This window comes from Methylobacterium sp. TK31 (assembly GCF_055361545.1).
On sequence record NZ_CM143964.1, the window covers coordinates 2,972,708 to 2,986,628 of the forward strand.

A 13,921-nucleotide genomic window follows, 5' to 3' on the forward strand; every position below is an offset into this window, starting at 1 on the left:
AACGGAGATGCCCCAGCCTGATGGCCGGGGCACCCGCAGAGATGGGGTGAGACAGGGCTTGCGCCCTGACCTCAATCCTCCTTCTTCTCGTCCTCGGCGGCTTCCTCGGAAGCCTCTTCCTCGGCCTTCTCCTCGGCGGCCTCGGCGGACTGTGCCTCGGCGATCGCAGCCTCCTCGGCCTCGACCTCGGCGCCGAGAACGGTCGGCGGCACGATGTTGGCGACGGTGGCGTCGGGTTCACCCGTGAAGGTGGCGCCGGAGGGCAGCTTCACGTCGGTGATGTGGATCGCGTCGCCGATCTCGCGGCCAGTGAGATCGATCTCGATCGCATCCGGAATCGCGTCGGGCGCGACCTCGAGAGGCAACGTGTGGAGCACGACGTTGAGCGTGCCGCCCTTCTGCTTGATGCCGGGGGCCGCGTCCTCGTTCAAGAAGTGCACCGGAACCTCGACCGTGATCGACTGCCCGGCGACGACGCGCAGGAAGTCGACATGGATCGGCACGCCGGATACCGGATCGAGATGGAAGTCCCGCGGGATCGCGCGGGTCTTCTTGCCGCCGGCATTGATCTCGAACAGCGTGGTCTTGAAGCCACCGGTGTAGATCAGCGTGCGGACGCGGACGAGGTCCACGGCGATGGATTGCGGGGCCTGACCGCCTCCGTAGATGACGGCGGGAACTTGACCCTGGCGACGAACGGCCCGGGCGGCCCCCTTGCCGACCCGGTCGCGTGCCACGGCCTCAAGCGTCTTGACTGCGCTCATGGCGTGATCCTTTTGAAATTGAAAACCCGGGGAAACGCGAAAGGCCGCCCGAAACGGACGGCCATACCCCGATCCCCGAAGCGCCCGTGCCTCCAAGGGTGTCTGGCGGGCGCTGGCGCGGCCTATACCCTCAAGCGTCGGGCGGCGCAACCGGAGCGTCTCGCCAAGAGCGTCATTTCGAGCTGAGCAATCGCCCTGAGGCGGTCGAACAGATCAGAACTACAATGGCGCGTCGCCATCGGGCTCATGCTGCGTGCCATGGGGGTCTGCGAGATTAGCTCGATTCCAGCACACATCATGTTTCTGCGAACTTACCTTGGATTTTGATCCGCCATGTCGACGTCGTGCCCACCGCACTGCGGTGATCCGAACGCTCCGATGAGAGGAATCTCATCGGAGCGTAGGTCAGAGGAATGTTGCCCGGATACACGGGGCAGCCGTCCTAACGGATCGACGCGTCGGCAGTCTCGGCAACGCTCCGCCGGGTCGCCGGAACGCGCTGAGTCAGGGAAGGCGTCGTGGTCAGTTCGGATGCGGGACGCAGGGTGGCCGTCGCGCGGGCCTGCTCGCGATACAGCGGCGGGGTGAGGAAGATGCGGTCGTCCGCCAATGCAGTGTTCGCCAGACTGGCCGTGGCGAGTGCGGCGAGGACGAGAGTACGGAACGTCATGATGTAAATCCTTGGTTTCCCAGGGGCTCTTGCCCCGTTCGGTGATCGGAATGTATTTGCGCCACGGCATCATTCAAACAGATGCATTCGATAGCGAGTATTGATCACATCAATGACGCTGGAGCTGTGTCGACAGCGTGTTCGGTTCGGCAATTTTCGATCACGGAGCGCCTTGCGCTCCGGTGCTCAAATTCCGGTTTGACGCTGCAGCTTCGTTCGCGGCGACGGTACCGTCGGACGTCTAGGCCCGCTTTGGTGCGACCACGGCGTCGGCTCTAAGGTGGCTGGGGTGGACCGTCACGAGAGCCGCCTTGACCGCCCTGGTCTGTCACCTCGAAGATTTGGTCCGGCCCCTTCGATGCGCCGCGCTGCGGACAGAGCCATCAGCAGCTCAATCTACCAATGCGTGGGAGTGCGCGGAGGCGCTCACCGGCTCCGCGCTCGCGCAGGCACGGCCCTCTGATTGAGCGCCAATCAAGACGAAGCCGAAGCCTTTCAAGCGCCGAGGGCTTTCGGCAACTCAGTTGCATGGGACAACCGGCGCGTCGTACTGGCGGACGAGGACGATCACCGGCTGAACGAGACCGACCCGGTCCGGCACGTGCCTGAGCCGGTCTGTGAAGCGAGTTGCAGGCACCGGATGGGACACCTTTCCATCCGCGGTCGCCGCCCACTTTGCCTGCAACTGGCTCGGTTTGAACTCCCGCGATCCGATTGCGACCATCAGCGACTTCGACACCATAAGGCAGGGTCACCCGCGATCGCGCATAATATGCGACCCGCTGCCGACGGCTCGTTTACCCTTCCTGTCTTAGCCTTCAGCTTGGGAGAGGGATGGATTCGATGACGCGACCGATCGTGTGGGCGCTCGGCGTGACGGCGGCAGCGGCAATCTGGGCTGTCGGCTTGGCAGATCGATTCCAGCGCCCGGCGCCAGCGAGCGCCACGGTCGCCACGCCGCTGGCGGAGCGTTCGCCCCCCGCACCCGCCCGAAGCGGCCCGAGCACCATGACGCTCTTCGCAGACGCGCAGGGCCATTTTTCGACGGATGTCGTGATCGACGGGCAGCGGCTGCGCATGCTCGTTGATACCGGCGCTACGACCTGTGCCTTGACCTACGAGGATGCGCAGCGCGCCGGACTGCGGGTCAGCGAAAGCGACTTCCGCGTCCCCGTTCAGACCGCAAACGGTATCACCATGGCAGCGGCAATCCGAATTCCCGAGATGCGGATCGGCACCATCACCGTTCAGGGTGTCAACGGCATGGTGATGCCGCGCGGGCGCTTGTCCACCAGCCTACTCGGTATGTCGTTCCTGAAGCGATTGAACGAATTCAGCATGAATGGCGGCAGGCTCACCCTGCGCGGGTGAGTTGGCGGGCCCTCAAGGTCAGCTCGGGAAGCATGGCGGATGACCCAGGCGCTCCTTCCCAATCCTGGGCACGACACGACGAGATTTTCGGGCCCGGCCCTAATCACCCTGCCTGCCGACGGCCTTGAGCCTGTACAGAGCCTCCAGGGCCTCGCGCGGCGTCAGGGCGTCCGGGTCGATGGCGTCGAGTGCGCGGCGCAGCGTATCGTCGCGCGCCTCGGGAGCGGGCTCCGGCATGGGCGGCGGCGCAAGGTTGGCAAAGAGCGGCAGGTCGTCGATACGCGGGCGTGACGGGCGGTCGCGCTCGGCCTTCTCGAGATGTTTCAGGATCGATCCCGCCCGCGCGATGACGCTGGCGGGCAGGCCTGCTAGCCGGGCCACCTGAAGCCCGTAGGAACGCTCGGCCACGCCCGGGACGACCTCGTGCAGGAAGACGACCTCGCCCTTGTGCTCGGCCACCCGCAGGGTCGCGTTGTCGAGGTGAGAGAGACGCTGTCCGAGCGCGGTGAGTTCGTGAAAATGGGTGGCGAATAGGGCCCGGCAGCCATTCTGCTCATGCAGGTGCTCCAGACAGGCCCAGGCGATGGAGAGGCCGTCGAAGGTGGCGGTTCCGCGGCCGATCTCGTCGAGGATGACGAGAGAGCGCCGGCTGGCCTGGTTCAGGATCGCGGCGGTCTCGACCATCTCCACCATGAAGGTCGATTGCCCGCGCGCGAGATCGTCGGCGGCACCGACACGGGAGAACAGCCGATCGACGAGGCCGAGGCGAACCCGCGTCGCCGGCACGAAGGCTCCGATCTGCGCCAGTACGGCGATCAGAGCGTTCTGGCGCAGGAAGGTCGACTTGCCGCCCATGTTCGGCCCCGTGACGAGTCGGATGCGTCCGCGTCCCTCCCCCGACAGGTCGCAGTCATTGGCGATGAACGGCGCGCCGGAGAGCCGTAGCGCCGCCTCCACCACCGGGTGGCGGCCGCCTTCCACCACGAAGGCGTAACTCTCGTCGACCTGGGGCCGGCGCCAGTCGCGTTCGACCGCCAATTCCGCGTGCGAGGCCGCCACATCGAGGCATGCCAGCGCTTCGGCCACCGCCGCAATGGCGGCCGCCTGCGCGAGAACCTGTCCCGCTAGCGAATCGAATACCGCGCTTTCCAGGGCGAGTGCTCGGTCGGCCGCGCCCGAAATCCGGCTTTCGAGTTGCCCGAGCTCGACACTGGTGAAGCGCATCGCATCGACCATGGTCTGCCGATGAATGAAAGTCTCGCGCATCACGCCTTTCAGGCAGGCCTCGCCCACCCCCTGCGGCACCTCGATGTAGTAGCCAAGCATGTTGTTGTGCTTGATCCGCAGCGTGCGGCAGCCGGTCTCCTCGGCGTAGCGCGCTTGCAGGGCAGCGATCACCTTTCGCGAATCCTGACCGAGCAGGCGGCTCTCGTCGATCTCGGGATCGAAGCCTGCGCGCACGAAGCCACCATCCTGACGCTTCAGGGGGAGGTCGTCGGCCAGTGCCGCGCGGAGTTCCGCCGCCAGGGTGCGGTCCACCGCCGCCAGCCGGGTCGCAGCAGTAACGAGGTCCTCCGGCAGGCCGTCGAGGGTCGCACAGCGGACCGCCAGGTCCTGCGCCGCGTCGAGGCCATCGCGCAGGGCTGCGAGATCGCGCGGGCCACCCCGTCCGAGGGCGAGACGCGAGAGCGCGCGCGCGAGGTCCGGCGCCCGGGCGAGGCTGTCGCGAAAAGCCGCGCGGGTCGCAGCGTCGTCGGCCAGGAACTCCACGGCCGCATGTCGGTGTCGGATCGCTTCGAGGTCCGTCAGGGGCCCAGCGAGGTGCTCTGCGAGGAGACGGGCCCCGCCGGCGGAGACGGTCCGGTCGATAGCGTCGAGCAGGCTGCCCCTGCGTTCGCCGGAGAGGGTTCGGGTGAGCTCGAGGTTGGCGCGGGTGGACGCATCGATCGAGAGAGATGCACCGGAGTTTTCCCGCGTCGGCGGCGACAGGGTCGGGCGTGCACCGATCTGCGTACGCTCGATGTAGAGCAAAGCAGCTCCGGCAGCGGCAATCTCGGCCCGTCCGAACTGGCCAAACCCCTCCAAGGTAGAGACTCCGAACTGTGCCTTGATCCGGCGCTCGGCTGCAGACGGTTCCAGCTCGGCCTCGGCCAGCGGGGTCACGGGCGCCGGGCATTCGCGCCACAGCCGCGCCAGGGACGGATCGGAATGGATCGCCTCAGACAGGACGATCTCGCGCGGATCGTGGCGGGCGATCGCCGAACCGAGTTCGCCGGCCGGCACCTCGCTCAGGGAGAAGCGTCCGGTAGAGATATCCACGGCGGCGAGGCCGTAGACGGAGGCGGTCTCGCCGGCCTTGCGGCGGCCGATCGCCAGCAGGACGTTGGCGCGGGTGGGGTCGAGCAACCGGTCTTCCGTGATGGTTCCGGGCGTGACCAGGCGAACGACCTCACGTCGGACGACGGATTTTGGTCCCCGCTTCTTCGCCTCGGCCGGATCCTCAGTCTGCGCGCAGACGGCGACGCGGTGACCGAGGGCGATGAGGCGGCTGAGATAATCGTCGGAGCGGTCCACGGGAACGCCGCACATGGGGATGTCGGCGCCCCCGTGCTTGCCGCGCTTGGTGAGCACGATCCCAAGAGCGCGCGAAGCGATCTCCGCATCCTCGAAGAACAACTCGTAAAAGTCGCCCATCCGGTAGAACAAGAGGCAGTCCGTATTGGCGGCCTTGATCTCGATGTACTGCGCCATCATCGGTGTGGCACCGGCCGTATCGAGGACGGCAGCGCTGGTGGTGTAGTCCGACGGGGCGGAACCGGTCTTGGCGACGGAGCGGGCGGGACGCTGTGACATGACGCCAGCATAGCAGAGCGCACGCGTTAGGATCATCGCGGCGCTGCGTTTGGCCTGGGGAGAAACCGGGGCGAGACCCGTCTCCCAACGAGAGGGGGCCGGCGTGCCCTGCACACCAGCCCCCGATCGACACCGTTCGCCTGGACCTTGAACAGCTATCAGTAGCGCGGGCCGCCCGAAGTGTTGCCCTTTTGCTGCTGGTAGCCGGGCTGCGACGGGTTGCGGGAATTTGGATCGCTCATCATGCGCGAACGCGGCATGCGGTGCATGCCGCGGTGGTGACGATGGTGGCGCATGCCATGATGGTGACGGCGGTAAACCACCTGATCGATGCCCTGGTCACCGGCCACGGCGGCAGCGGGTGCCGGCATCGCGGGAGCGGCCGAGGCGGACGTCAATCCGATGGCACCGAGCAACGTGCTGGCGGCCAGAGCGATCGCAAGTTTGGTCATGAGTTCCATCTTCCGTCGACGCGCCGATTGCGCATCCAGCCAACAAGTTCTTTGAAATGAATCCGTTCCCAATCCAGCACCGGAGCGGGAAGGATTCAATCGCGGTGGCTGTGCTCATGAGAAACGTATTGATAACGGGTCCGGCCGCCTTCGCTCGGATAGGATGTCAGCGTCCTCTGTCCGACGGTATGCGATCGTCAATGTGTTACGGCATCAAGCCCTGTCATCGTTCAGTCGGATCGACCGGCTCGCCATTCGACATGAAACGGTAGCGATGCAACGGAACTGTCCGTGGTCGGCGCGTTCATTGCCTGTCTTCCTAAACCAATGCATCACTACATCATTCACTCGATGCAAGCGGATGTAACCGACATCGAACCCCGTTCCATCGGTCGCGCGGGGTTGGCACGCGAAAGGAATCCTACATTGTCCTGGACTGTCCATTGGAGTGAGCCAGTTGACCCCGGAACGACGGAAGAAGACATCACGCCTCACGTCTACCTCGCTCTGCGCGGCGAAGAAGAAGCGTTAGCAGTAGCAGGTGAGTTTCTGGAGAAAGGATTGATCGTCTGGTCGATCCGACGAGACCACGGAATCCTGGAAATGGATCGTCACCGTGTCTTTCACCATTTCAATCCTCTGACCTCTTAAGGCATCGGATAGGGCCACGGCGCATCCCTAAGCTCCGATTGGTTTGACGAAGACTGTAGAAATAAATCCAGTTCCGTTCCCGCCTTTAGGTCGTGCTTCCGACAGCGCCCCCCCCTGAAGGACCCGATCCGCGTCTCGCGTCAGGCTCAGAAGGCGTTGGTGCGGCGGGTGATTTCGGCCAGGACGGTGCGCACGAGGATCTGGAGGTCGAGGCGCAGGCTCTGGTTCTCGATGTACCACAGGTCGAGGGCGGCCCGGCGCTGCATGTCGGCCAGGGTGGGGGTGGGCCCGCGCGAGCCGTTGATCTGGGCCCAGCCGGTGATGCCGGGCTTGACGGCGAAGCGGTGGCGGTAGGTCGGGATCTCGGCGCCGTAGTAGAGGTCGTGGGCCAGGGCGTGGGGGCGCGGGCCGACCAGGGCCATGTCGCCCTGCAGCACGTTGAGGAGCTGGGGCAGCTCGTCGATGCTGGTGCGGCGCAGGAGGGCGCCGACCCGGGTCACCCGGGCATCGCCGCGCGTGGCCTGGTGCACGACCGCCCCGTCGTCCAGCACCCGCATGGTGCGGAACTTGTAGATCTGGAAGGGGCGCCCGTCCTTGCCGGTGCGGGTCTGGCGGAACAGGACCGGGCCCTGGCTGTCGAGGCGCACCAGCAGGGCCACGAGGATCAGCAGCGGGGCCACCAGGAACAGGGCGAGGGCCGCCAGGGCGGGATCGAGGGCGGGACGGACGGCGGACAGGCTCGGGCGCGACCGGGCCAGGACGGCGGTGTCCGATCCGGCCGCGAGGCTCTTCCGAGCAGAAGTGGTGTCCATCGTGACGGAGCCCTCTGGATAAGCAGACATCGGTTCGCATCAGCCCGTTGGCGCTGAAGCGAAACGGGGCAGTTCCGTCCCATTTCGCTTCAAAGATTGGCAACCGATCTTTCCTCAGCAAAGATCGGTCCACATATCTCATAAACCATACTAAGGAATTTCGACGGCGCGGAGGCGAGTAATTGCATCAAAATGCACATTGCCGCCCTGGAAAAATGAAATATAAAGGCATTTACAGCTTTCTGCGCATGAATATTATTTAAATTCATGTAAGGTCGTACTTATCGTAACGCAGACCTATTATAAGTATGGTCTCAAAAATTATGACAAAGGCTTGAAACATATGATCAAGCAATCATCTGAATATGACAGAGAAGCAATCGAAATCGCGCCCTCGCAAATCGCAAATCTTAGTTGACCGCGCGCACAGATCTGGAATTTAAGTGCTCAATACAAGTCTTTGACCTACGACGCCGATCAAAAATTCGCAACGCAGCTACTATCTGTCTGCTGTATTCAGAAAACCTCTACAGGACAAAACACTACTCAGCGTTTACATAAATCCCCGCAAGCACACCGATCCTAAATTCGGTACTAGACGGCGCCTCGACGAAAACAATAATGGGCGGATTTAAATAATAAATCCCACCGATGGCACAGTTCACATGATGCTGGCCAGGCTCAATACGTCGTCAACGGAGAGATTGGAGCGGGTACCGGGAATCGAACCCGGGTATTCAGCTTGGAAGGCTGCTGCTCTACCATTGAGCTACACCCGCATCGCCGACCTTCGTAGCAGGTCACCGAGGCTCGAGACAGCCCGAAAGAGCTCGGGATCTCGGTAAAGGTTTGGTGGGGGAAGTAGGACTCGAACCTACGAAGCTTACGCAGCGGATTTACAGTCCGCCCCCTTTGCCGCTCGGGACATTCCCCCAAACCGACCGCCTCTCGACGGCGCGCCGTCCTTATGATGACCGCTCGACGCCGAGTCAACCGCGTCGATCAATCGAAATACGCGAGATCGCAAATCCGCATTTGCGCCCGTTCGGCTCCGCGCCAAGTGTCCACCGAGAGCGTGCCGGCGACGTGCACCTCGCGACCGATGCTAGAAAGGATGGCCTGTCCGAGAGGTCCCTGCGCGGCACGGAACGCGATGGCACCGATGGCCTGGCCATCGCGGCTACGCAGGCGAGCTCGCACATGCCCGTTGCCGACGACCGCGGCGTCGACGAGGCGGTGGCGCGGGAGGACGAAGGTCGGCTCCGGCGCAGCGGATCCGAAAGGGCCTGCCCGGTGGATCGTGCGAACGAGCTCGGCCGTGACGCCGCCCGCACTCATCGCCCCGTCCACGAGCAGCGCCTCCACCGCCCGTGCCTCTGCCACGGTCGCGGACAGCGACGCCGCGAGGTGGTCACGAAAGCCCCTGACGTCTGGGCTCGGCAGCGTGACGCCTGCCGCCATGGCATGGCCGCCACCCTTAAGGGCAAGGCCCGCTTCGACCGCGCTCCGAACCGCCTCCCCCAGATCCGCCCCCACGATCGAACGGCCCGAGCCGGTGGCGGTACCGTCCGGCCGCAGGGCGAAGGCGAAGGCCGGGCGACCGAAGCGTTCCTTTAGACGAGCCGCGATGAGCCCGACGACGCCGGGATGCCAGTCCGCCGAGGCGGCTACCAGCACCGGCCGGTCCGGATCGAGGATGAGGGCATGGTCCATCTCGGCCTCCGCGGCGGCGACCGCCTCGGCTTCGATCACCTGCCGCTCGCGATTGAGCCGGTCGAGTTCCGCCGCGATTCGTGCGGCCTCGGCGGGATCCGACGTGGTGAGGAGAGTCGCGCCCAGGCCCGCATCTCCGATACGGCCGCCGGCATTGATGCGCGGTCCGACGAGGTACCCGAGGTGCCAGGCCTCCGGCGGCTCGGTCAGGGATGCGGCGTCCAGAAGCGCTGCAAGGCCGACGCGACCACGGGTCCGCATTACCTTAAGACCCTGGACCACAAAAGCGCGGTTGAGGCCGGTGAGCGGCACCACGTCCGCCACTGTCGCCAGGGCGACGAGGTCCAGGGCAGCGGCGAGATCGGGCAGTTGATCCGCGTAGCCGGTCTCTCGCCGGAGGCGGCGGTTGAGAGCCACCAGGGTGAGGAAAACGACACCGGCGGCACAGAGATGTCCGAGACCGGAAAGATCATCGAGACGGTTCGGATTCACGACGGCGCGGGCCGGCGGCAAGTGCTCGGGTGCGCCGTGGTGATCGAGTACGACCACGTCGAGGCCGAAGGCCGCTGCGGTTTCGAGGGGGGCATGCCCGCTGGTCCCGCAGTCGACAGTGACGAGCAGCGTGGCACCGGCCGCCCGTAAAGCCTCCACGGCGGCAACGTTGGGGCCATAGCCCTCCGTGATCCGGTCGGGGATATGGATCTGAACCGTCAGGCCGACGCTTCGCAGGTATCCAGCCAGGAGCGCAGCGCTGGCGGCCCCGTCGACATCGTAATCGCCGAAGACCGCGACTTGCTCGCCGGTCAGCACCGCCTGAGCGAGTCGTTCGGTGGCCGCCGGCATATCCACGAGGCAATCCGGGTCCGGCATCAGGTCGCGAAGGCGCGGCTGGAGGTACGCATCGGCTTCGGATGGTCGGATCCCGCGACCGGCCAGGACCCGCGCCAGAAGTTCGGGGAGGGCATGTGCCTGGACCATCGTCGCCGCATAGGCTTGGAGGGCGGGATCGGCGCACCGGTCTCGCCAGGGCCGGCCGAGGACCGAACGGGTCACATCGAGGAACGCGCGGGGCGTGTGGATGGCGATGGCGGCTGACACGGAGGGATCATAGCGCCATGCGCACCGCAGGGCTGCATCCTAAAACGAGAAAGGGGCCGGCGAACCTGCGCCGGCCCCTCATGGAGCGTGACCTGAACGTCGTTCGGACCGTCGCCCGAACTGCCGATCAGAGGTTCTTGAGAATGCTGTCGACCACCTTCTTGGCGTCGCCGAACAGCATCATGGTGTTGTCGCGGAAGAACACCTCGTTCTCGACGCCGGCGTAACCGGAACCCATGCCGCGCTTGATGAACAGCACGGTCTTGGCTTTCTCCACGTCGAGGATCGGCATCCCGTAGATCGGCGAGGCCTTGTCCGTCTTGGCGGCCGGGTTGGTGACGTCGTTGGCGCCGATCACGAAAGCCACATCGGCCTGCGGGAACTCACCGTTGATGTCCTCGAGTTCGAAGACCTCGTCGTAGGGCACGTTCGCTTCGGCGAGCAGCACGTTCATGTGGCCAGGCATGCGGCCGGCGACGGGGTGGATCGCATATTTCACGTCCACGCCTTCCTTTTTCAGCATGTCGACCATCTCGCGAAGGCTATGCTGGGCCTGGGCCACCGCCATGCCGTAGCCCGGCACGATGATGACACGCTCGGCGTTCTTCATGATGTAGGCCGCGTCGTCGGCAGAGCCCTGCTTGACCGGACGGGTCTCGACGGCACCACCGGCCACCGCCGCGGTATCACCACCGAAACCGCCGAGGATGACCGAGAAGAACGACCGGTTCATCGCCTTGCACATGATGTAGGATAGGATCGCGCCGGAAGAACCCACCAGAGCACCAGTGATGATCAGCGCGAGGTTGCCCAGCGTGAAGCCGATGCCGGCCGCTGCCCAGCCGGAATAGGAATTCAGCATCGAGACCACGACGGGCATGTCCGCCCCGCCGATCGGGATGATGAGCAGTCCACCGAGCACGAATGACAGCACGACGATCAGCCAGAAGATCGCCTTGCTCTCACTGCCGATGAAGATCGCGATCAGCACCACCAGCGCGATACCGAGGCCGATGTTGATGAGATGACGCTGGGGCAGCATGATCGGCTTGCCGGACATACGCCCGTCGAGCTTGGCGAAGGCGATGACAGAGCCCGTGAAGGTGATGGCGCCAATGGCGACGCCCAGCGCCATCTCGAACAGCGACTCCTTGTGGATGTGGCCGTTTTCGAGGATGCCCACTGCCTGCGGGGCGTAGAGGGTCGCGGCCGCACCCATCACGGCGGCGAGGCCGACAAGCGAATGGAAGGCGGCGACGAGCTGCGGCATGGCCGTCATCGGTACGCGCTTGGCGATCACCGCGCCGGCACCACCACCGATCGCGAGGCCGAGGATCACGATGACCCAAGCCCCGAGCCCGGCCGGCGGATGACCGACCAGGGTGGTGAGCATGGCGAGGCCCATGCCGATCATGCCGTACAGGTTGCCCTGACGCGATGTCGTCGGATGCGAGAGCCCCCGCAGCGCCATGATGAACAGGACGCCGGAGACGATGTAGAGAAGGGATGAGACGTTCTGGGACATGTCTCAGGCCTTCTTCTTGTACATGCCGAGCATGCGCTGCGTCACGAGGAACCCGCCGAAGATGTTCACGCTGGCGAGGATGATGCCGACGAAACCGAAGAAACGGGCCCAACCGGTGCCATGCTCAACGTACGGAACGCCGGCAGCCAGGAGCGCACCGACAATGATCACGGACGAAATCGCGTTGGTGACGGACATCAGAGGGGTGTGGAGGGCCGGGGTCACAGACCAGACCACGTAGTAGCCGACGAAGATCGCCAGCACGAAGATCGCGAGCTGGAATACCGTGGGGTCGACGGCGCCGTGGGTCACGGCGCTGAGACCGTGACCCAATCCGTCGGCGTATTTCTGCGCCTGAAGCGCGTGCTGCTGCGCTATGTCGGCAGCGGTTCGGGCCGCAGCGGCGGCGGCGCGCGCCTGCTCGGCGGCCTGATCGGGGGGAAGCGTGGCCATCGTATCCTCCGGCGGGATCAGGATTTGGGCTGGAACGAGGGATGCGAGACCTGACCGTCACGGGTCAGGTTGGTCGCCTTGACGAGCTCATCGTCCCACTTGACCGCCAGGGTCTTGGCCTCCTTGTCGATCAGCGTCTCGACGAAAGCGTAGAGGTTGCGGGCGTAGAGGCTGGAGGCCGTGGCCGCGAGGCGGCCTGGTACGTTGAGGTGGCCGACGATCTTGACACCCTTCTCGGTGGTAACGACCTCACCGGCCTTGGCGCCCTCGACGTTGCCGCCGCGCTCGACGGCAAGATCGACGAGGACCGAACCCGGCTTCATCGAGGCGACCATCGCCTCCGAGACGAGCTGAGGAGCCGGCCGACCGGGAATCAACGCCGTCGTGATGACGATGTCCTGCTTGGCGATGTGGGTCGTGACGAGATTGGCCTGCTTCTTCTTGTATTCCGCCGACATCTCCTTGGCATAGCCGCCGGAGGTCTCGGCCTGCTTGAACTCCTCGTCCTCGACGGCGACGAACTTCGCGCCGAGGGATTCGACCTGCTCCTTGGTAGCGGGTCGCACATCGGTCGCGGTGACGACCGCACCCATCCGACGCGCGGTGGCGATCGCCTGAAGGCCGGCGACGCCGACGCCCATGACGAAGACGCGGGCGGCCGGAACGGTCCCGGCGGCAGTCATCATCATCGGCATGGCACGGCCATACTCCGCAGCGCCGTCGACGACGGCGCGGTAGCCGGCGAGGTTCGCCTGCGAGGACAGTACGTCCATCACCTGCGCACGGGTGATGCGGGGCATCAACTCCATCGCGAAGGCATCGAGACCGGCATCCGCCATGGCTCCGAGCTCGGCTTCGTGGCCGTAGGGATCCATGATCGCGATGACGCTGGCGCCGCGCTTCAGCAGGCCGATCTCATCGGCGGACGGGCGGCGCACTTTGAGCACGAGATCGGCGGACCCGGCCGCATCCGCGGCCGAACCGGAGATGGACGCCCCGGCGGCCTCGTACTCCGAGTCCGGGACCCCAGCTTTAAGGCCGGCTCCGGACTGCACGGTCACATCGGCTCCGAGACCGATGAATTTCTTGACCGTCTCTGGCACCGCCGCAACCCGCGGCTCCGCGGGATCGGTTTCCGATAATACAGCGATGCGCATGCAGGAATGCTCCTTAGAGGACGGCCCGAAGGCGACCCGCAAAATCAGTCAAGATGTCGTTCGGAGAGGGTCAGGCGAAGGCGAGATAGAGGGCGAGCAGAATACCGACCGCCAGAGGGGCCTTCCAACCGATGGCTGGTGCGAGAGCACCGACCGCACCGGCGACACCAGACAGGATCACGCCGAAGATGGCCGTTAGCCAAGCCTCACGGATTCCGCCGACGGCGAGGGCCAGAACCCAGCACAGCACGACACCAGTGCCGATCTCCACGAACCGAACGAACCCGCGATAGGTCTGCTCGTGGGTCTTCTCATCCATCGCCGGGCTGTAATGCGCGCCGGACACGGTCTTGGTATCGGCCATCTTGTGGGCGTCCCCTAGGGCATCATCTTGATTTGTTC

Annotated in this window: 12 protein-coding genes and 2 tRNA genes; 2 read left to right on the forward strand and 12 right to left on the reverse strand. The window is 65.0% G+C overall.

Annotation, left to right across the window (positions count from 1 at the left end; translation table 11 throughout):
* Positions 1-71: 71 nt before the first annotated feature.
* Together ACXJY8_RS13780 and ACXJY8_RS13785 are read right to left on the reverse strand one after the other, a co-directional pair.
* On the reverse strand, positions 72-764 hold the full coding sequence (locus tag ACXJY8_RS13780; protein WP_463769777.1) for a 50S ribosomal protein L25/general stress protein Ctc: 693 nt from the start codon (positions 762-764) through the stop codon (positions 72-74).
* A 442-nt stretch (positions 765-1,206) separates the two neighbouring features.
* The gene (locus ACXJY8_RS13785; RefSeq protein WP_463769779.1) at positions 1,207-1,434 is read right to left on the reverse strand and encodes a hypothetical protein; all 228 of its coding nucleotides are present in this window, start codon (positions 1,432-1,434) and stop codon (positions 1,207-1,209) included.
* A gap of 834 nt (positions 1,435-2,268) precedes the next feature.
* On the opposite strand from ACXJY8_RS13785, the gene ACXJY8_RS13790 reads away from it, so the two are divergent.
* Positions 2,269-2,805: a retropepsin-like aspartic protease family protein gene (locus ACXJY8_RS13790; protein WP_463769781.1), complete on the forward strand. Its 537-nt coding sequence runs from the start codon at positions 2,269-2,271 to the stop codon at positions 2,803-2,805.
* A 99-nt stretch (positions 2,806-2,904) separates the two neighbouring features.
* Here the strand turns inward: ACXJY8_RS13790 and mutS are convergent, their stop codons facing one another.
* Both mutS and ACXJY8_RS13800 read right to left on the reverse strand, forming a co-directional pair.
* Positions 2,905-5,658 (reverse strand): DNA mismatch repair protein MutS, encoded by a 2,754-nt coding sequence (gene mutS / locus ACXJY8_RS13795; RefSeq protein WP_463769783.1) that lies wholly within the window; start codon positions 5,656-5,658, stop codon positions 2,905-2,907.
* A 158-nt stretch (positions 5,659-5,816) separates the two neighbouring features.
* Positions 5,817-6,119: a hypothetical protein gene (locus ACXJY8_RS13800; protein ID WP_463769784.1), complete on the reverse strand. Its 303-nt coding sequence runs from the start codon at positions 6,117-6,119 to the stop codon at positions 5,817-5,819.
* Positions 6,120-6,401: 282 nt separating this feature from the next.
* Here ACXJY8_RS13800 and ACXJY8_RS13805 point away from each other — a divergent pair, with 282 nt between their 5' ends.
* Entirely contained in the window at positions 6,402-6,761 is a 360-nt protein-coding gene (locus tag ACXJY8_RS13805) for a hypothetical protein (protein WP_463769786.1), read from the forward strand.
* A gap of 146 nt (positions 6,762-6,907) precedes the next feature.
* Here the strand turns inward: ACXJY8_RS13805 and ACXJY8_RS13810 are convergent, their stop codons facing one another.
* From ACXJY8_RS13810 to ACXJY8_RS13845, 8 genes are all read right to left on the reverse strand, one after another.
* The gene (locus ACXJY8_RS13810) at positions 6,908-7,573 is read right to left on the reverse strand and encodes a sugar transferase (protein WP_463769788.1); all 666 of its coding nucleotides are present in this window, start codon (positions 7,571-7,573) and stop codon (positions 6,908-6,910) included.
* Between the two features lie 705 nt (positions 7,574-8,278).
* Positions 8,279-8,352 (reverse strand) — tRNA-Gly (locus ACXJY8_RS13815).
* Between the two features lie 71 nt (positions 8,353-8,423).
* A tRNA-Tyr gene (locus ACXJY8_RS13820) sits at positions 8,424-8,507 on the reverse strand.
* A gap of 68 nt (positions 8,508-8,575) precedes the next feature.
* Complete coding sequence (gene recJ / locus ACXJY8_RS13825; protein ID WP_463780616.1) at positions 8,576-10,264, reverse strand: single-stranded-DNA-specific exonuclease RecJ; 1,689 nt, start codon at positions 10,262-10,264, stop codon at positions 8,576-8,578.
* A gap of 247 nt (positions 10,265-10,511) precedes the next feature.
* Positions 10,512-11,909, reverse strand: coding sequence for an NAD(P)(+) transhydrogenase (Re/Si-specific) subunit beta (locus ACXJY8_RS13830; RefSeq protein ID WP_463769789.1), 1,398 nt, complete (start codon positions 11,907-11,909; stop codon positions 10,512-10,514).
* 3 nt (positions 11,910-11,912) lie between these two features.
* Complete coding sequence (locus tag ACXJY8_RS13835) at positions 11,913-12,362, reverse strand: proton-translocating transhydrogenase family protein (protein ID WP_108035050.1); 450 nt, start codon at positions 12,360-12,362, stop codon at positions 11,913-11,915.
* A gap of 17 nt (positions 12,363-12,379) precedes the next feature.
* Positions 12,380-13,519, reverse strand: coding sequence for a Re/Si-specific NAD(P)(+) transhydrogenase subunit alpha (locus ACXJY8_RS13840; RefSeq protein WP_463780620.1), 1,140 nt, complete (start codon positions 13,517-13,519; stop codon positions 12,380-12,382).
* 70 nt (positions 13,520-13,589) lie between these two features.
* Positions 13,590-13,883: an aa3-type cytochrome c oxidase subunit IV gene (locus ACXJY8_RS13845; protein WP_055955629.1), complete on the reverse strand. Its 294-nt coding sequence runs from the start codon at positions 13,881-13,883 to the stop codon at positions 13,590-13,592.
* Between the last annotated feature and the right edge of the window lie 38 nt (positions 13,884-13,921).